The 16,533-nt window shown below is 32.2% G+C and carries 18 protein-coding genes, 1 tRNA gene and 1 rRNA gene; 10 read left to right on the top strand and 10 right to left on the bottom strand.

The window, feature by feature from the left end:
• Nucleotides 1-129: 129 nt before the first annotated feature.
• Nucleotides 130-1,035, top strand: a complete 906-nt coding sequence (locus ACFS3A_RS05275; protein WP_379824393.1) for an energy transducer TonB — start codon at nt 130-132, stop codon at nt 1,033-1,035.
• A gap of 382 nt (nt 1,036-1,417) precedes the next feature.
• Here ACFS3A_RS05275 and ACFS3A_RS05270 read toward each other — a convergent pair whose 3' ends face one another.
• Entirely contained in the window at nt 1,418-1,813 is a 396-nt protein-coding gene (locus tag ACFS3A_RS05270; RefSeq protein WP_091496748.1) for an ExbD/TolR family protein, read from the bottom strand.
• A gap of 3 nt (nt 1,814-1,816) precedes the next feature.
• Complete coding sequence (locus ACFS3A_RS05265) at nt 1,817-2,509, bottom strand: MotA/TolQ/ExbB proton channel family protein (RefSeq protein WP_289663327.1); 693 nt, start codon at nt 2,507-2,509, stop codon at nt 1,817-1,819.
• A 131-nt stretch (nt 2,510-2,640) separates the two neighbouring features.
• Here ACFS3A_RS05265 and ACFS3A_RS05260 point away from each other — a divergent pair, with 131 nt between their 5' ends.
• The 4 genes from ACFS3A_RS05260 to ACFS3A_RS05245 all read left to right on the top strand — a co-directional run bounded on the left by ACFS3A_RS05260 (nt 2,641) and on the right by ACFS3A_RS05245 (nt 5,298).
• Complete coding sequence (locus ACFS3A_RS05260) at nt 2,641-3,867, top strand: bifunctional folylpolyglutamate synthase/dihydrofolate synthase (RefSeq protein ID WP_379824390.1); 1,227 nt, start codon at nt 2,641-2,643, stop codon at nt 3,865-3,867.
• Nucleotides 3,868-4,046: 179 nt separating this feature from the next.
• Nucleotides 4,047-4,124: transfer RNA gene (locus ACFS3A_RS05255), tRNA-Val, on the top strand.
• Nucleotides 4,125-4,189: 65 nt separating this feature from the next.
• Entirely contained in the window at nt 4,190-4,618 is a 429-nt protein-coding gene (locus ACFS3A_RS05250) for an NUDIX domain-containing protein (protein WP_379824388.1), read from the top strand.
• Nucleotides 4,619-4,881: 263 nt separating this feature from the next.
• Nucleotides 4,882-5,298 (top strand): helix-turn-helix domain-containing protein, encoded by a 417-nt coding sequence (locus ACFS3A_RS05245; protein WP_379824386.1) that lies wholly within the window; start codon nt 4,882-4,884, stop codon nt 5,296-5,298.
• A gap of 89 nt (nt 5,299-5,387) precedes the next feature.
• On the opposite strand, the gene ACFS3A_RS05240 is transcribed toward ACFS3A_RS05245, so the two are convergent.
• A complete protein-coding gene (locus ACFS3A_RS05240; RefSeq protein WP_379824384.1) occupies nt 5,388-5,747 on the bottom strand; it encodes a MerR family transcriptional regulator in 360 nt (119 codons plus the stop codon).
• Nucleotides 5,748-5,911: 164 nt separating this feature from the next.
• On the opposite strand from ACFS3A_RS05240, the gene ACFS3A_RS05235 reads away from it, so the two are divergent.
• The 3 genes from ACFS3A_RS05235 (at nt 5,912) to ACFS3A_RS05225 (ending at nt 7,971) form a co-directional block, all read left to right on the top strand.
• The gene (locus ACFS3A_RS05235; protein ID WP_379824382.1) at nt 5,912-6,928 is read left to right on the top strand and encodes a serine hydrolase domain-containing protein; all 1,017 of its coding nucleotides are present in this window, start codon (nt 5,912-5,914) and stop codon (nt 6,926-6,928) included.
• A 135-nt stretch (nt 6,929-7,063) separates the two neighbouring features.
• Nucleotides 7,064-7,423: a VOC family protein gene (locus ACFS3A_RS05230; protein ID WP_379824380.1), complete on the top strand. Its 360-nt coding sequence runs from the start codon at nt 7,064-7,066 to the stop codon at nt 7,421-7,423.
• Nucleotides 7,424-7,509: 86 nt separating this feature from the next.
• Nucleotides 7,510-7,971, top strand: coding sequence for a MarR family winged helix-turn-helix transcriptional regulator (locus ACFS3A_RS05225; RefSeq protein ID WP_379824378.1), 462 nt, complete (start codon nt 7,510-7,512; stop codon nt 7,969-7,971).
• Between the two features lie 136 nt (nt 7,972-8,107).
• On the opposite strand, the gene ACFS3A_RS05220 is transcribed toward ACFS3A_RS05225, so the two are convergent.
• A complete protein-coding gene (locus tag ACFS3A_RS05220) occupies nt 8,108-9,163 on the bottom strand; it encodes a hypothetical protein (RefSeq protein WP_379824377.1) in 1,056 nt (351 codons plus the stop codon).
• A gap of 329 nt (nt 9,164-9,492) precedes the next feature.
• Here ACFS3A_RS05220 and ACFS3A_RS05215 point away from each other — a divergent pair, with 329 nt between their 5' ends.
• Nucleotides 9,493-10,620: a DUF4932 domain-containing protein gene (locus ACFS3A_RS05215; RefSeq protein ID WP_379824375.1), complete on the top strand. Its 1,128-nt coding sequence runs from the start codon at nt 9,493-9,495 to the stop codon at nt 10,618-10,620.
• 89 nt (nt 10,621-10,709) lie between these two features.
• On the opposite strand, the gene ACFS3A_RS05210 is transcribed toward ACFS3A_RS05215, so the two are convergent.
• Complete coding sequence (locus ACFS3A_RS05210) at nt 10,710-11,342, bottom strand: SMI1/KNR4 family protein (protein WP_379824374.1); 633 nt, start codon at nt 11,340-11,342, stop codon at nt 10,710-10,712.
• A gap of 126 nt (nt 11,343-11,468) precedes the next feature.
• Nucleotides 11,469-12,551, bottom strand: coding sequence for an acyltransferase family protein (locus tag ACFS3A_RS05205; RefSeq protein WP_379824372.1), 1,083 nt, complete (start codon nt 12,549-12,551; stop codon nt 11,469-11,471).
• A gap of 371 nt (nt 12,552-12,922) precedes the next feature.
• Between ACFS3A_RS05205 and ACFS3A_RS05200 the strand changes: the two genes are divergently transcribed.
• The gene (locus ACFS3A_RS05200; protein WP_379824371.1) at nt 12,923-13,813 is read left to right on the top strand and encodes a DMT family transporter; all 891 of its coding nucleotides are present in this window, start codon (nt 12,923-12,925) and stop codon (nt 13,811-13,813) included.
• Nucleotides 13,814-13,866: 53 nt separating this feature from the next.
• Here ACFS3A_RS05200 and ACFS3A_RS05195 read toward each other — a convergent pair whose 3' ends face one another.
• The 4 genes from ACFS3A_RS05195 to rrf all read right to left on the bottom strand — a co-directional run.
• The gene (locus ACFS3A_RS05195) at nt 13,867-14,460 is read right to left on the bottom strand and encodes a YdeI/OmpD-associated family protein (RefSeq protein WP_379824369.1); all 594 of its coding nucleotides are present in this window, start codon (nt 14,458-14,460) and stop codon (nt 13,867-13,869) included.
• Between the two features lie 73 nt (nt 14,461-14,533).
• Complete coding sequence (lpxA, locus tag ACFS3A_RS05190; RefSeq protein ID WP_379824367.1) at nt 14,534-15,307, bottom strand: acyl-ACP--UDP-N-acetylglucosamine O-acyltransferase; 774 nt, start codon at nt 15,305-15,307, stop codon at nt 14,534-14,536.
• 65 nt (nt 15,308-15,372) lie between these two features.
• The gene (locus tag ACFS3A_RS05185) at nt 15,373-15,936 is read right to left on the bottom strand and encodes a Crp/Fnr family transcriptional regulator (protein ID WP_379824365.1); all 564 of its coding nucleotides are present in this window, start codon (nt 15,934-15,936) and stop codon (nt 15,373-15,375) included.
• Between the two features lie 496 nt (nt 15,937-16,432).
• A 5S ribosomal RNA gene (gene rrf, locus ACFS3A_RS05180) occupies nt 16,433-16,533 on the bottom strand; the annotation flags it as partial.

The following is a 16,533-nucleotide window of genomic DNA, read 5'->3' as shown; positions in this document are numbered from 1 at the left end:
ACTTTGCGTTACAATTAAATTTAAAAAACTCTTAGCGTGCTTTGCGGTTAAATTCTCTCTTTCATTGTAAACAATTTTTACTACTTTTAAACGTTTTTAAAATAATACATTTCAAAATTCAGAATCAAAATGAGTTTCACTATTTCTTCAGATAAAAAGAAATCACTTTTACTCACAACTGCTATATATGCAGTAATAATTGCATTGCTTTTTTTTATACGCTTTTGGCCTCCTTATAACCCGGAAAACAATGTAGCTCTTGCCGATGGCGGCGGTGGTGGCGGTGGTGTGACTGTAAATTTTGGAGACAGCGATTTAGGTTCCGGAGCTAATTATAAAAGCGAAGTTTTGGATGTAAAAAACAATGTAAAACAAGTTGCTGCAAAAGCTGCTCCTGAAGAAGCCACTATTACTCAGGAAAACTCAACAGCTGACGAAACAGATGTTGTCATTCCGACAAAAGAAAAACCAAAGAAACCTGTTCCTGTTACAAAACCGGAACCGAAACCTGTGCCTGAAAAACCAAAAGTTTCGAACTCTACAAACGATGCTTTATCTAGTATTTTAAAAGGTTCAAACAAAGGCGGCGACGGAGATGATAAAGTTTCAGGAAATAAAGGGAAATCTAACGGAAGTTTAAACTCTAACGGTTATTATGGATCTGGCGGCTCTGGCGGGGGAACTGGAGGCGGTAACGGAACCGGAAATGGCATTGGAACCGGAAGCGGTTACGGAGCCGGAAGCGGTGGTGGTTCTGGCGGAGGAACCGGATATTCTTTAAATGGAAGAAAAGCATTATCGAAACCTGCTCCAAAATATACATGTAATGAAGAAGGAACAGTTGTAGTTGAAGTTACAGTTGATCAAACTGGAAAAACTATTAGTGCGACTGCAGGAATAAAAGGAACAACAAACAAAGCAAGTTGTTTATTAGAACAAGCCAAAATTGCCGCATTAAATACAAAATGGTCTGCTGATGATAATGCTGCGCCAAAACAAGTTGGAAAGATTATTTATAATTTCAACTTGAATTAAAACACGAATTACACAGATTTACACTAAATCTGTGCATATATAAAAAGGCTTTCTGATGATTTTTCAGAAAGCCTTTTTATATTTTTTTGTCATTTCGCCTGAAAGGAGAAATCACACGCGGGATTCGACAAAGATTGGAGACAAACTTTGTGGAGTTTCTAGTGCGATTTCTCCTTTCAGTCGAAATGACAATATTGTAATCATTAATTAGACCTGACAGGTTTTAAAAACCTGTCAGGTCTAAATTACCGCTAGTTTGCGTGAGGGATAGTAGCTGGCTACCGAAGTAGCGCGGATAGCCCGACCGCAATAAAAAAATGGGCGAATCAACGTTATGCTGATTGGCCCATTTTTTTATTGTGGTCACGCCCTAATGATAAATCTACTTCGGACTAGTTGCTATTACAAACTTCAAATTATTTCGTACTCCTATCTGTAAAACATCTACTAAATCCTGAACTTGTAAATTGAATGGAATTCGAACAACCACAGTCTGTGTTTTATCTGTTCCTAACTTGCTCATTAAAGTAGTTTCCAGTTCTTCAAAAGGAACTTGTTGTTTGTCGATATAAAATTGCTTGTCTTCTGTAACTGACAAACTGATTAACTGCTTGTTTGTTTTTTCGTTCGATTTCGCTTTTGGAAGCGTCATTTTAATCACATTCGGATTTGCCAGTGTTGAAATAATTAAGAAAAACAACAACAGGAAAAACATAATATCGCTTAAAGACGATGTCGCTACTTCGGCGTGAAATCTTCTTTTTCTTTTAATAGACATACTTTATGCTCTTTGAATTATGTTGACAAATTCTAAAATCTGTTTCTGAATTTTTAAAGCGAAATCATCGATTTTTCCGTTTAATAAGTGGTATGCAGAGTATGCGATAATCCCCACGATTAATCCGGAACCTGAACTGATCATTTTTTCGTATAAACCTCCGGAAATGTTTCCGATACTGATATTTTCTGTAACCGAAATGCTATAGAAAATTTTAATAACCCCGGAAATTGTTCCGATGAAACCAAGAGTTGGCGCGATACCTGCGATAAGTCCCAAGTGACCTAAACGTCTTTCCATTTCGCCAATTTCGATATCTGCAGCACGGTCCATGTTGGATTCGATTTCTGCGATTGGTCTTCCAATTACCAGAACACCTTCTTTTAAAATATTTGCTGCAGCCGTATCACTTCTTTCTACAATGGTTCTTGCTAATTCAATATTTCCAGAATTTAATTTATCTCCAACATCCTGCATCAAACGGTTGTCAATTTTGGATGCTCGGCTGATGTACATATAACGCTCAAAGATTACATAAATGGTATAAAACAATAAAATCGCGATCGGAATTAAGAAAACTCCCCCTTTCATTATGAATCCAAACATTGAAATTTCCTGTTCCGGCGCAATCTTTTCGATCACTACATTAGAAGCATTTGCGATTGTATCTGTTTGTAATTGAATAAAACTAAACATATATTAATTCTGGTTTTTAATAATTAATTCTAAAAAATATTTGAAATTTGCAATAAAGATAATTTTCGCTGTAATATTAAACTACAAAAATCGAAATTTATTTCAATCGACAACTATTTTATCCAAAATAAATGAACTATCAAGAGACTACCAATTGGATGTTTAATCAGCTTCCAATGTACCAATTACAGGGAGCTTCAGCTTATAAAGAAGATTTAACCAACATTAAATTATTAGCAGAGCATCTTGGCAGTCCTCAAAAGCAATTGAGATGCATTCATGTGGCTGGTACCAACGGAAAAGGCTCTACTTCGCATATGTTATCTTCTGTTTTACAGGAAGCAGGTTACAAAGTCGGATTGTATACTTCTCCGCACTTGAAAGATTTTAGAGAACGAATTAAAATAAACGGTCAGGAAATTTCAGAAGAGTTTGTTATTGACTTTGTAGCCAAACACAAAGATTTTTTTGAAGCGAATGATATGAGTTTCTTCGAAATGTCGGTTGGTTTAGCTTTTGATTATTTTGCTTCTGAGAAAACCGACATTGCGATTATTGAAGTTGGTCTGGGTGGAAGATTGGATGCTACTAATATTATTACGCCTTTGGTTTCGGTAATTACCAATATTGGTTTAGATCATACGCAGTTTTTAGGAAATACTCTGGAAGCGATTGCAGGCGAAAAAGCCGGAATTATTAAACCAAATGTTCCTGTTGTAATTGGTGAATATACAGATGAAACAAAACCGGTATTTTTGACTAAAGCCGAAGAAAATAACGCTCCGATTTATTTGGCTTCAGATTTAATTGATCAGATTTATTTATCGGACTTGATTGGAGATTATCAGTTTCACAATAAAAAAACGGTGCAGCAGACGATTTCGATTTTGAATAATGAAACCGATTTTAAAATTTCTGAAGAACAATTAAAAGAAGGTTTGCTGCATGTTGTAAAAAATACAGGTTTACAAGGCAGATGGCAACAATTGGGAGAAAACCCGAAAATAATTTGTGATACGGCACATAATAAACATGGATTATCGGTTGTGATGAATCAGCTGAAAAATGAAAAATACGAGAAACTGCATATTGTTTTGGGTGTTGTGAATGATAAAGATTTAGATTCTATTTTGCCTTTGTTTCCAAAAGAAGCGCATTATTATTTCTGTCATCCCAATTCGTCACGAGCTTTGCCTGCCGAAACGTTACAAAAGGCGTCTCAAAACTTTGGTCTAACTGGAGAAAAATACGATTCTGTTGCAATCGCTTTTGCGGAAGCCAAGAAAAATGCTTCGGAAAATGATTTTATTTATGTTGGTGGAAGCACTTTTGTGGTTGCCGAACTTCCATTAAACTAAAATATACTTTTGATATAGAAAAAACTTCAAAAAAACCGATTTAATAACAAATTCATAAACAAGGAGATATAAATTATTTTTAAAAAAGTTTTATTTTTTATTCGATTTTCTTTGCAGAACTCGAAAACTAGCGTATATTTGCACTCGCAATCACGAAATGATAGCAACCTAGTAAAATAGGGCGATTAGCTCAGCTGGTTCAGAGCACCTCGTTTACACCGAGGGGGTCGGGGGTTCGAACCCCTCATCGCCCACCAAGAAACTCCTTAAGAAATTAAGGAGTTTTTTTTTTGCCTTTTTTTAATATTTAAGATTCAAAATTATGAGCGAACTGATCGGATTTAATGTTAGAGTTTATGCCTTTTGTATAAATGAAAATAAGATTTTAGCACTGCATGAAAAATATGCAGGAACGCCAATATGCAAATTGCCAGGAGGTGGTCTTGAATTTGGAGAAGGAACAATTGAATGTCTTCATCGAGAATTTGAAGAAGAATTAAACTTAAAAATTGAAATCCTGGATCATCATTATACTCAGGAAGATTTTATTGAATCTCGCATTAAAGACAACAAACAGATTCTTAACATTTATTATACTGTCAAAATACTTAATCTCGAAGATTTACATGTTCAAATTCCCGGATTAGAAAAACTAGAATGGATTGATATTGATTCTAAAGAAAATCCTTTTGTTTTAAAAGCAGACATAATTGCGTTTGAGAAATTGAAGAAAAAGTCACTAATTGAATAGAATCTTGTCAATTTCGACTGCAAGGAGAAATCACACTCGGAAATCGACACAGATTGGCGGCATACTTTGCAGAATTTCTAGTGTGATTCTTCGTTCCTCAGAATGACAAATCTTTGTCTAAAATTAAGACTGAAAACAGAATTCTAAATCCTTACCCTAAAAATCGTATTTTTGTTTACCGCTCCCCAAGAAAATCTGTAACACACATTTAAAATCTGTTTTTTACAGTTCTGGTTTATTCACTTAATTATTATCTTTGAATTATGAGCACATTATCAAGACCAAAACATATCGGAAGAAACATCAGCCGTATTCGTGAACTTCGCGATATGAAACAGGAAGCACTGGCACAAGCTTTAGGAACAAACCAACAAGCTATTTCTGCTATGGAAAACAGCGAAACTATTGATGAAGAAAAACTTACAGCAGTTGCAAAAGCACTTGGCGTTACAGCTGAAGGAATTAAAAATTACAGCGACGAAAACATACTAAGCATCATTAACAATACATTTAATAGCCACGACAGCTCAACATTAAATGCCGTTAATTTTCAACCTACTTTTAATCCACTTGATAAAATTGTAGAGCTTTATGGAGAAAAGGAAAAACTTTACGAACGCTTAATCCAAGCCGAAAAAGACAAAGTTGAATATCTCGAAAAAATAGTAAAAGGCAAATAACCTTTTTAAGCATAAAAAAAACTCCATTATTTCTAATGGAGTTTTTTTTTATTTCGCATTCTCAGACTTAACTGATTTATAATTCACTATCAATCATTATTTTGTATTTTCTCACATACTTTTTCAAGAAGCCTCTTAGTCTGTTTAAAATACATCATTTTATCATCAATCTCTTTTATTTTTGCCTGAAAAAGTTCCAGTGTTTCAGGTTTCGAATCGGTAGTTTCGAACCAGCTGGTCAATATTTTTTTTATTTCCGCCAAAGTAAAACCAACCTCTCTGGCTTCTATGATAATTTCTAAACGCTCAATCGTATTACTATTGTAATGCTTGTAATTATTAGATTTCACCTTTTCATCTGTCAATCCCTTGATCATTCCTAAATTCTCATAATATCTGATCGTATGAATTGATAATCCTGTTTTTTTTGATAATTCGTTTATAAGCATAGCATTATTTTTTTTACACAAAAACAATAAAGCATAGAGCGAAGTCTATACTTTTATGTTTCAAATATACAATTATTTTGCTTTTGAAGTTTTTTAAACACAAGAAAATAAAACCTCAAACTATTCCTAATGAAGTTTTAGTTATTTTTATCAAAATTTCCAAAATGAACATCATCATCAAAAAAATCAAAATTATAGTTTTTACTATTGCATTAACAATGTGCAATTACTTTTACGCTCAAACAAATAAAACAGAGACTGAACTCGATGCTTTATTTCAAAAAGCACTTCAATCCAAAACTTTTAACGGAAATGTTTTAGTTGCCAAAAAAGGAAAGATACTTTATGAAAAAGCTTTTGGTCAGGCCGATGCAAGCAATACCATTTCATTAAATAAAGAGTATCGCTTTCATATTGGTTCAATTGCCAAGGAGTTTAATGCTGTTGGAATTATGATGCTAAAAGAACAGGGGAAATTAAAATTGGACGATTCGGTTTCTAAATTTCTCCCTGAACTTCCATCCTGGGCCAACAAAATCAAGATTATTCATTTACTTCAATATACTAGCGGACTTCCTCAAATAAAATGGAATGAAGTCAATCAGGATTCAGACAACATGGCTTTTTTGCTAAAAACTGCAGCTCTCGAATTTGAACCTGGAACACAATACGATTACAACAATAATAATGTGTTTTTACAAAGACGTATTATTGAAAAAATTACGAATATGAGTTTCAATTCATTCGTAATACAGAAAATCTTAAAACCAATCGGAATCAAAAATGCTGTTGTAGATCCTGACGACAAAGAACCGCTTTTCGCAAAATCTTATAAAAGCGATGGAAAGCAAGATATTCTGAAATACAACATTTCAGGCTGGACAGCTTTAAATCTAAAGGATTTTTACAAATGGTCTGAAGCCATTAATTCGTTTAAGATTATTAATCAGCAATCGACACGCGAACTTTTTGAACCTTTTTCCAAAGACAATCAAACGGGGCTTGGTGGCGGAACCATCGAAAACGGAAAAGTAACTAGTCATATACACGATGGCGCTGCTTTTAACTATCAGGCTTTATTAGTAAGCAATCCAAGTTTTACGATTATTCTCATGACGAATAACAAACAGAATAATTTGGAGGAATTTAGTAATTCGATAGAAAATATTATCGGCAAATAATTATTCCTTCTAAGTCTACTATTCTAAAAGGATTAAATAATAGTTTTAAAATTTCAAAAAAAGAAAATTCAAAATGCATTTGCATATTGTTGTCGCGAATACTATATTTGTGACAACAATTTAATTTATATAAAAATGAGAGAATTAACATTTGCATCGTTACAAGTAAAAAATCTGGAAGCATCGAAAGACTTCTATGAAAAAAAATTAGGTTTTGAAATTGGAAATACCAATCCACAAGCTTGCATTTTTAAATACAATGAAGGCCAAGCAAGTTTTGCGATCCGCACTCCTCTGGAACCAATTGAAGACAAAGAATTAGGTATTGGCGTTGCGCTTTGGTTTGCAGTCAAAGAAAATGTAGACGAGCTAAAGGAAAGTTTTATTGCAAACGGAGTAACAACTGCGGGACCAATTATAGAAACTCCTTTTGGACGAGCTTTCCATGTAAAAGATCTTGACGGTTATAAACTTACTTTCTTAGAGACAAAATAATTGAGGAAGAAAATATTTTTTATCAAACAATCAACTAAAGTTTTTGATGGTTATCTTTGATACTTTCAAACCTCTTTTCGAAATTTATGTCCAAAGAAATTAATTTTCATTTTAAAAGTCCTAAAGACAGCCCTGGTTATCTGCTCGGGCAGTTAACTATGCTTTGGCAGCGTAAATTAAAAAGAGTTTTAGATCCTTTGGATTTAACACAGACACAATTTGTATTATTGGCAGCTTTAGGATGGCTTTCGAAAAAAAGCAATTCTGTAACACAAGTTGATATTGCCAACCAGAGTAATGCTGACAGAATGATGGTTTCAAAAGTATTGCGTACACTGGAAGAAAAAGGTTTTATAACGAGACATGAACATGAAACCGATACAAGAGCAAAGATTATTCGGTTAACAAATGCAGGAGAAACCGTTTTACAAAAAGCAATCATCGAAGTAGAAAACGCCGATCTTGATTTCTTTTCTGCTCTAGATGGAAATCTTCCAATATTTAATTCCAGTATGGCAAATCTTATTGACAGGAATAAAACCGAATGAATATGCTACAGAAATGTTTATTCTAAAACATCATTTAGCTTTTTAAAATTCAATAAAAAACTCCTTAATTGCTTAAGGAGTTTTTTATTATTTTCTATTTTGACAGAATATCTAAACTTTTTTAAGCTAAGAAATACTATTTCAATTTCGTCAAAGCTTTAGAATTTCTCAATAAAAACACATACTGAAAATAATCGGTTACAAAAGAATCTTTTAGCGGAACTATATTTTCTCCAAACGCTCTGGATTTTACAGTAATTAAATTTTGCGAATTAAGATAAGGCGAGCTTTTTGAGTTTAGTTTAAAAAGAGTAATCGCATTAGGTTTACTCGTTTCTTTTAAATCGTTGATTCCTTTTACCAGCATTAACGGACCATCAGCATTTAACCAATCTACTTTTTCGTCTTCCGGAGTTGGAAACTGAGGGTTTTTAGGAAGGTACATTTCGCTATCAATTGTATAACTCACAAAACTGGTGACTTTAATTCCAGAATCTTTTAATCCTGCTGCAAAAGTTACCCTACCCGACTCTGTTTTCTTTTGCAGTGTATGAAAATATCCAAAAAGTCCATAGAATTTCTCATTTTCAAGATGCTTTTTGTGAATTGTATTTTTAAAATTAATTACCATCGCTTCATCTCTTGAACCTTTAGATTCATCATCAAAATTTTTATCAATTCCGATAACAGTAATTTTTGAAGAATCGGCTAATTTTTGATTGTAATCATAAATAGCATCCCATTTTTCAAATAATTCCTGACTCGCTTGCTGTGGAATTCTTCTTTTGATTGATTCAACAACTTCTTTCAAAACCGTTTTGTTCTTCTCCTTTTCGGATAAAAAAACATTTAACTTTTTAGCCGTTAAACTATCCATTTCGGCTATATAATATTTAACTCCTAATTTCTTATTTAAGAAAAAAAGCATCTCCTGATCTATAATCTGATTATCAGCATAACCATGTATTTCTCCCAACAAGAAAACTTGTGATTTATAAAAATCTGCATCAAATAACTTTTCATCAATAGAATTTGAAACCTGGACATTATTTTTGGACAGGTAATTAATATTCTCATCTTTAGTAGACTCCAAAAATAATTTACTACTGATATACAAATACGCAATAAGAATTATAATAATACTCAAGAGGGTAATAAATGTAATTTTGATGATTTTTAAAATTTTCTTCATAGTTATTGGTTAGTTTGATTTTGATGTAAAAATATTTTTATTCCTGAGAAAACTCAAGTTTTATTGACTGAATTGTCATTTTTATAGGATAAATTGTTTTCAATTTTTAAATTATTGAATTCATTTTCATCAGTAATTATCTGAAAATTATTTGAAATCAATAACTTACAAATAAAGCCTAAAAAACGAAAAAAAATATACTGAATTGCAATTATTTTATAAGACATTTACAATCGTAAACTTTCATTTTTACAATCTTAAAAAATCACACAACCTTATTTTTAAGATATTAAAAGCATAAAATGATCGACCCAAAACAAATTAATTTTATGAAAACAAAAATTTTATCAACCTTTCTTTTCATTTTAGCATTGACAGTATCTGCTCAGGAAAAAGTAAATTTCACAGAAAAATTCAAAAAAGAAAATCAGGGAAAATCCACTATTGAAATTAACGAAGTAAAAGAGCTTCTAACCATTATGCTGGCAATTACTGATTTTGGTTTAGAAAATGATGATATGTTTGAACAAAAAGGGGATTATTACCAACGTGTTCTTAAACATTTCAAACCTTATAAAGAGGAAGCGATCATTAAAACGATGAATTCTCTTTTATCAAAAAATCCACTTGAATATATTTTCTTTACCGGAAATGCTCAAACTTACTTTTTAAAAAATAATGTTTTATTACCAAATGAAGCTTATATTTTACCTGCTAATAAAGTAGCGAATGTCAAAATTGAAGTAAATCCGATTACAACTTATAAAAAGGAAATTGAAGATTTTGCCAAAAAATCTCATTTCAGTGACTTTTACAAATCTGAAAAACCTTTTTATGATAAGATCATTTCTAATTATGAGAAATACTCCAATCTACGCAAACAATGGAATTGGCTGGAAAAGAATTTCGACACCAAAATAAACAGTTATATTGTTTATACTTCGGCATTAATTAACGGTCTTAATTACACTGGAGGTTATGAAAACAATAATTTCCATCTCATCGAAATGGTTTTGCCAACTATAGAAAAAGTAGAAGGTCGCTCAGAAAAAAACAGTGAAGCTTTTAATACCAGAAGCATGTTTACAGAAATTGATCACAATTATGTTGAAAAACCAAGTGTAAAGTACAAAGAAGAACTAAACACAGTGTTAAAAGACAGAGAAAAATGGGTCAACACTAAAGCTTACGGAACGGAATATTATCCTGATGGCTTCAAAGTTTTTAATGAATATATGACCTACGCTGTTTTTATCTTATACGCTGAAGAGACATACAAGGGCGATACTCAACTTCTTCTTGAAATTAATAACGAAGTAAACGCTGTGATGATTGACAGAGGATTTATTAAAATGAAAGAATTCAACGAAGAGCTGAAAAATCTTAGAAGTAAAAACAAGAAAAAGAAGATTGATGACCTATATCAGGAATTAATTAAATGGTGTAGTTTACAATAAATCTTTTAAAGAATACAAAAAAACTCCACTATGACAGTGGAGTTTTTTTGTCTAGAAAGTTTTTCCCTTTCATTTACTATTCAACGGAGCTATTTTTTTGTGTTATATTCCTCTGCAATATCACTCCAATCATCATTCCATGTACGTTCAAAATAAATATCTGCCTTTTCCCAGTCTTTTGCATCCCAATCTTCTCTTTCATCAACCAGTATTAACTTCTCAGACTGAATTTTTTCAATCATTAAATTTAAAAAATCATCAAAACTGTCAGCGATTACCGAAATCGGCTCGGGATCTCCACAAGGAAGATAGATAATCTGCCCTAAAACACCATCAGTACCTGGAATAAAATCTATACAAAGAAAATTTCCAGAACTATCATGGGCGAATGGAATTCTTTTAGTGGAATACAAAATATTGGTGATTTTTTTTACCTGATTAACTGCTTCAGGTTTTGTATCAGGAGCATTTCTAAAAAATGACCATTCTTTTTTAACTTCTTCAATACCTAAATATCCGAATCCTCCCAAAAAGCCCAATCTTCTTTTTTCTCCGTTATAGGTTTTCAATAATTGGATATAAGATGCCGGTAATTTTTGACCCGTAAAATTTTCCAATTCCTGTATTTCAACATCCGTTGTTCCTTTATTCATAAAACGGTCAAAAATATCAAGCTTACTTTTACAAACATTAATTAAACTGATTGTTAGTTCTGGTTTCATTTTAGATTGATTTTTTTTGATTTGCGCTTTTGAATAATTAAAAAACAATGTAAATATTAAAATTAAATAATATTTTTTCATCTTAAATTTTATAATAGTAAGGATTTTCTATGGAGGTTTTTACGATCATCTTTTTCTTCTCTCTGTCAAATATTTTCTTAACGGAATATCATAGACTTTCATTACTAAATAAGCGAATCCAACCAACAAAACAACTGCAATCGGTACAATAAAAGCCAACTGTGTTGTATTTGGTTTATAATTGGTATAATAATTCCCGAACATCCATAAAACTGCATAATGTGTCATATACAATGGATAAGAAATATTTCCAGAAAACACACAGATTTTTTTTAATCCAGGCTTTAAGACTGCTCCGGCTCCTAACGAAATCAATAATGGAAAATAAAATAGTACTACTAAAGGTTCCGTTAACCAATTCCATTCTGAAAATGGCATTATAAAGGCAAGCAACAATAATATACTTAAACCTGTAAATCCAAGTTTGTTTTTAATGACCAAATTGAAACGGTAGATAAGCAACCCCATTAAAAAGGAATAAGAAATTCTTGCACAGCCATCCCAAAAAGTAGGTCCGCTCCAGCCTCCTAATAAATTTCCAGAATTGTAAGCTACAAAGCAGATTGCGAAAGCTGCAAGAATTATTAGTACTACTAAAATGCTTTTGCCAATTCGATACAAAATAACAGCGTAAAAAATATTGGCAATATATTCCCAAAACAATGACCAGGCCGGCGCGTTGAAACTAAATAAATTAAAACCTCTATCTGCAATTACTGGTAACGGAATTAAAAATAGGGAACAGATAAAAGTCAAAACAATTTTGCCAGCACTATACAATTCCAAATGTCCTCCAAAAGGATCAAATAAGAATGCCAGCAGCCCCAAAACAGATCCGGCAATAACCAAAGGATGAAGTCTGATTATTCTGGCGATGAAAAAATTCCAGATCCCCATTTTTGCAATACGATCATCATAAGCATAACCAATTACAAAACCTGAAAGGCAAAAGAAAAAATCAACAGCCAGAAAACCATGACCAATAAAATTCTTACTCGGATCGGTAAAAATCCATTCCATAAAATGAAAAACAACAACAGCAAAAGCAGCAACGCCTCTAAGCCCGTCAAGAATTTCAAAATGTTGTTTGGTCTGCAGAACTGATACTGGTAATTTATTCGTTTCCATTAAATATAATGTGGTTTGGTTTTAAGTTAATAATTTGAGGCGACCGCAAGTTCTACAAATTAATACTGAAATCAAAATTAGATTTACCCTATAATTTAGAGTACATTAAATATTGAATAGCATTTAAAAGTTAGAATTTTCACATTTATATAACTTTTTATACTTTTTCATTCAGTTCGTTTTTCCTAAGTTTGCTGAAATACAAAAACAAATATGAGCTTAAAAGGTTGTCTTCCTCCTCCTTGAAATTAATAATACTTCTTTAGTATTGACGCCAGACTGAATAACTCAGTCTCTTATTCTGTGTCTTTACCTCAAATAAAATTATTAATATTCAAAAATAAATCCCTAAAAGGGATAGACAACTTCTTATGAAAAAATCATATTTGATACTGCACACCGCAGTGTTACTAGCTGGCTTTACCGGCGTTTTCGGAAAACTTATTGCTCTTAACGAACTAACATTGGTTTGGTACCGAGTGTTATTTGCTTCAATAATCCTATTTTTTATTCTAAAATCATATAAGCTTAAGGGACTTCAGTCTTTCACAGAAATAGCAAAAATTTCTAAAGCAGGAATACTCATTACTATTCACTGGATCTTTTTCTATGCCAGTATCAAATACTCTAACATTTCTATTGGCGTAGTTTGTTATTGTTTAACGAGTTTTTTTACAGCAGTTTTTGAGCCTATCATTAATAAAAAGAAATTCAATTTAGTTCAAGGTCTTCTCAGTTTATTCACGCTTTTAGGAATAAGTCTGATTTTCCATTTTGATTCTTCCTATCAGCTTGGAATCATGCTTGGCATAATTTCTTCAGCCTTTGCCGCTTTGTACACCATTTATAATGAGAAATTAGTTCAGTTTTATGATAGTAAGCTGATTAACTTTTATCAAATGTTAGGCGGAACCATTGTTTTAGGATTGGCTTTACCGGTTTATTTTTATTATTTCCCGAAAGAATCCTTTATTCCAAATTTAAAAGACACTTTATATTTATTTGTTCTAGCCTCATGCTGTACGGTCGCTTTATATGTAATGTTCGCAGAATCACTTAAAAAAATTCCGGCATTTACTGTAAACTTAACTTTCAACTTAGAACCTATTTATGCCATCATATTAGCTTTTCTATTTTTTGATGAGGGAAAATCAATCAACTTTTCATTCTATATTGGGATAAGTTTGATTATGACCTCAATTCTATTACAATCCCTAATTTCAATCAAGAAAAAAAACATTATCGAAGAGCCAATTTCCTAGACAGCTAAAACAGAAAAACTCCTTTTTATCAAAGGAGTTTTTTATGCTTTAAGCTAATCGTTTAAACCTTTACCAGCCAAAATTTGCGGAATATTCTTTTCTACTCTCGTCTCTCTCGTTTTAGATTGTTTTGGCTGAGAAAAATGAAGCAAATAGGCTCTTTGTCTTCCTGGAGTTAAAGCATAAAAAGCTTTTTTCAAATCAGAATTATCATTTAGTTTCTCCTGAAACTCCTCTGCAATTTTAAATTCAGAAACTTTTTTCAATTCTACTTTTAAACCAGCTTTTTCAATTTCAGCTGCTTCGTAAATATAGTTTTTTAAAAACTCTTTTGTATTTAAAATATCTTTCACACTGGTAAAACGAACCTGACGCGCAGCCTGGACATTTTCTGATTGTTGAATCAATATATTATCCGAATCTTTCATTAATGCTCCTTTAAAAAATAAAAAAGCACAATATTCTTTAAAGGCATGAATCAAAACTATGTTAGCTTTCTCAAAAGTATAACATGGACTTCCCCACTTTAATTCTTCTGTTAGATGACAATCTAAAGCAACATTGCGCAACAACTCAAGCTCTTCTTGCCATTTTTCAGCTTTTTCAAAATAAAAATCAACTTTAGGATTCGCACTATATTTTGTCATAAATAGCCAATTAAATAATTAACTAAAATTAATAAAATTGAAACCTATTTCACAATTCTGTTACAACTAAAAGTCATTCCCTGTAACCTTTGATAATCCCCCGCTTTGAATGATTAACGAAATCTAAAATTTTATCTCGCTCTTCAGTTTGTTCAAATTCTTTTTCTATTAACTGTAAAGCAAATTTTGTATTTCTTTTTTGCTGAAACAAAATTCTATAAATTGCTTTTAGTTCCTCCAGTTTATCAGAATCAAATCCTCTTCTTTTTAATCCCACCAGATTTAATCCCAGATATTGTAAAGGGTCATGTGCAGCCATAATATAAGGCGGAATATCTTTTACAACACGGCTTAAACCACTAATCATGGTATGTTCTCCAATAATAGAAAATTGATGTACTGCAGTCAACCCGCTGATATTGGACCAATCTCCAACCCAGACCTCACCAGCCATTCCGACACTAAATCCAATAACACAATTATCTCCTACTATACAATCATGCCCGATATGAGCATTAGACATAATCAAATTAGAATTTCCTATAATGGTTTTCATCTTTGAAGCCGTTCCTCTATTAATTGTGACAAACTCACGAATAGTGTTACTATTTCCAATTTCCAACAATGTGTACTCGTTTTGAAATTTTAAATCCTGAGGAATTCCACCCAATATCGCATTTGAATGAATCTGACAATTCTCTCCAATTCTTGTACCGCTCAAAATAGTAACATTATTTCCAATATAAGTATTGTCGCCTATTATAACATCATCTTCAATTGTAGTAAAGTTTCCAAGATTAATATTGTAGCCCAAAGCAGCGTTCTTATGAACAAAAGTATTTTTCAATTTTTAAACTTTTAAAATAGTTTACAAAAATCAAAAAAAGATACAGACAATTTTTTGAGGTAATATCAAGAAATTGATGCCCGAATTCTGCTTAAAGTTTCCTGACTGACGCCAATTAGTGAAGCAATATCCTTCAATTTAGACTTTATAATAATCTGAGGAAAAGATTCCAGAAGAAATTCATACTTCTGCTGGGCGGTCATTATCCTAAACAAATGATGGAATTCATTAATTTTTGAAAGATAAAGTCGTAATTGATTAATATGAAATTTTACAAAAAGTGGATATTCCAACAAAAGTTGTTCATCAGAATACGACAATGAGTATAAAGAAGTATTTTCACAAGTCTGAAAACTTTCAAATGAAGGCTTTTGTTCAAAAAAACTACTCATAGATGTCACAAACTGATTATCAGTATATATCCATTTGGTAACTTCCATTCCTTCTTCAGTACAAAATCTGCGAACAGCACCAGATTTAATAAAATATATTTTATCACATATTTTACCTTCACGAATCACAAAATCTCCTTTCTTAAAATTTTCCGGAATAAAATATTTACGTATTGCAACTTCCGTCTCTAAATCCAACTCCTGAAAAGTCTTTATGATCTGAATTAGTTCATCCATTCTTCTTGCATTTTTATAAAGAAGATCAAATTTAAAATTTTAATAGTAAAGCAAACTAAAAAACATCACAAACAATAAAAAAGAAATCATGCCTAAACAACATTTTAAGCAATTTTAAGACATAATTACCAAGTCAGTTACACAAGACATAAAATCCCACAAAAACTCACCATTTATAAACAAATAAACCTTAGAATATTAATATCATTTCCCTCGGGGCGGGGCTGTGTGCTGTATCTTTTGTTTTTTAAAGAAAAAAAACAAAAGGATACCGCTTCCATCGCTAACGCATTGGGATTAAAAGCAGTTTTTCGGGCTTAAAGAAAATAATAGCCCAAAAGAATTCTAAAACAAAAAATCCCTCCCGATAAATCGGGAAGGATTCTTTAAAAAAAGGCGACAAGCCCCGATAGCTATCAGGGGCTCCGCAAAACTGCAGGCCTGAATATTTTATAAAACAAAAAACCCCATTTCGTAAGAAACAGGGTTTTCAAAAGAAAGGCGACGACATACTCTCCCACAAAACTGCAGTACCATCTGCGCAGGCGGGCTTAACTTCTCTGTTCGGGATGGGAAGAGGTGAGCCCCGCCGCAATA

The sequence above is a fragment of the Flavobacterium notoginsengisoli genome, from assembly GCF_042686225.1.
Lineage (GTDB): Bacteria > Bacteroidota > Bacteroidia > Flavobacteriales > Flavobacteriaceae > Flavobacterium > Flavobacterium notoginsengisoli.
Note: the sequence above shows the minus strand (reverse complement) of the source record. Positions and strands in the feature narration are given on the sequence as shown.

Coding starts and splice junctions, on each gene's coding strand:
- ACFS3A_RS05275 (WP_379824393.1), top strand. CDS start 130: ATGAGTTTCACTATTTCTTCAGATAAAAAGAAATCACTTTTACTCACA.
- ACFS3A_RS05270 (WP_091496748.1), bottom strand. CDS start 1,813: ATGTCTATTAAAAGAAAAAGAAGATTTCACGCCGAAGTAGCGACATCG.
- ACFS3A_RS05265 (WP_289663327.1), bottom strand. CDS start 2,509: ATGTTTAGTTTTATTCAATTACAAACAGATACAATCGCAAATGCTTCT.
- ACFS3A_RS05260 (WP_379824390.1), top strand. CDS start 2,641: ATGAACTATCAAGAGACTACCAATTGGATGTTTAATCAGCTTCCAATG.
- ACFS3A_RS05250 (WP_379824388.1), top strand. CDS start 4,190: ATGAGCGAACTGATCGGATTTAATGTTAGAGTTTATGCCTTTTGTATA.
- ACFS3A_RS05245 (WP_379824386.1), top strand. CDS start 4,882: ATGAGCACATTATCAAGACCAAAACATATCGGAAGAAACATCAGCCGT.
- ACFS3A_RS05240 (WP_379824384.1), bottom strand. CDS start 5,747: ATGCTTATAAACGAATTATCAAAAAAAACAGGATTATCAATTCATACG.
- ACFS3A_RS05235 (WP_379824382.1), top strand. CDS start 5,912: ATGAACATCATCATCAAAAAAATCAAAATTATAGTTTTTACTATTGCA.
- ACFS3A_RS05230 (WP_379824380.1), top strand. CDS start 7,064: ATGAGAGAATTAACATTTGCATCGTTACAAGTAAAAAATCTGGAAGCA.
- ACFS3A_RS05225 (WP_379824378.1), top strand. CDS start 7,510: ATGTCCAAAGAAATTAATTTTCATTTTAAAAGTCCTAAAGACAGCCCT.
- ACFS3A_RS05220 (WP_379824377.1), bottom strand. CDS start 9,163: ATGAAGAAAATTTTAAAAATCATCAAAATTACATTTATTACCCTCTTG.
- ACFS3A_RS05215 (WP_379824375.1), top strand. CDS start 9,493: ATGAAAACAAAAATTTTATCAACCTTTCTTTTCATTTTAGCATTGACA.
- ACFS3A_RS05210 (WP_379824374.1), bottom strand. CDS start 11,342: ATGAAACCAGAACTAACAATCAGTTTAATTAATGTTTGTAAAAGTAAG.
- ACFS3A_RS05205 (WP_379824372.1), bottom strand. CDS start 12,551: ATGGAAACGAATAAATTACCAGTATCAGTTCTGCAGACCAAACAACAT.
- ACFS3A_RS05200 (WP_379824371.1), top strand. CDS start 12,923: ATGAAAAAATCATATTTGATACTGCACACCGCAGTGTTACTAGCTGGC.
- ACFS3A_RS05195 (WP_379824369.1), bottom strand. CDS start 14,460: ATGACAAAATATAGTGCGAATCCTAAAGTTGATTTTTATTTTGAAAAA.
- ACFS3A_RS05185 (WP_379824365.1), bottom strand. CDS start 15,936: ATGGATGAACTAATTCAGATCATAAAGACTTTTCAGGAGTTGGATTTA.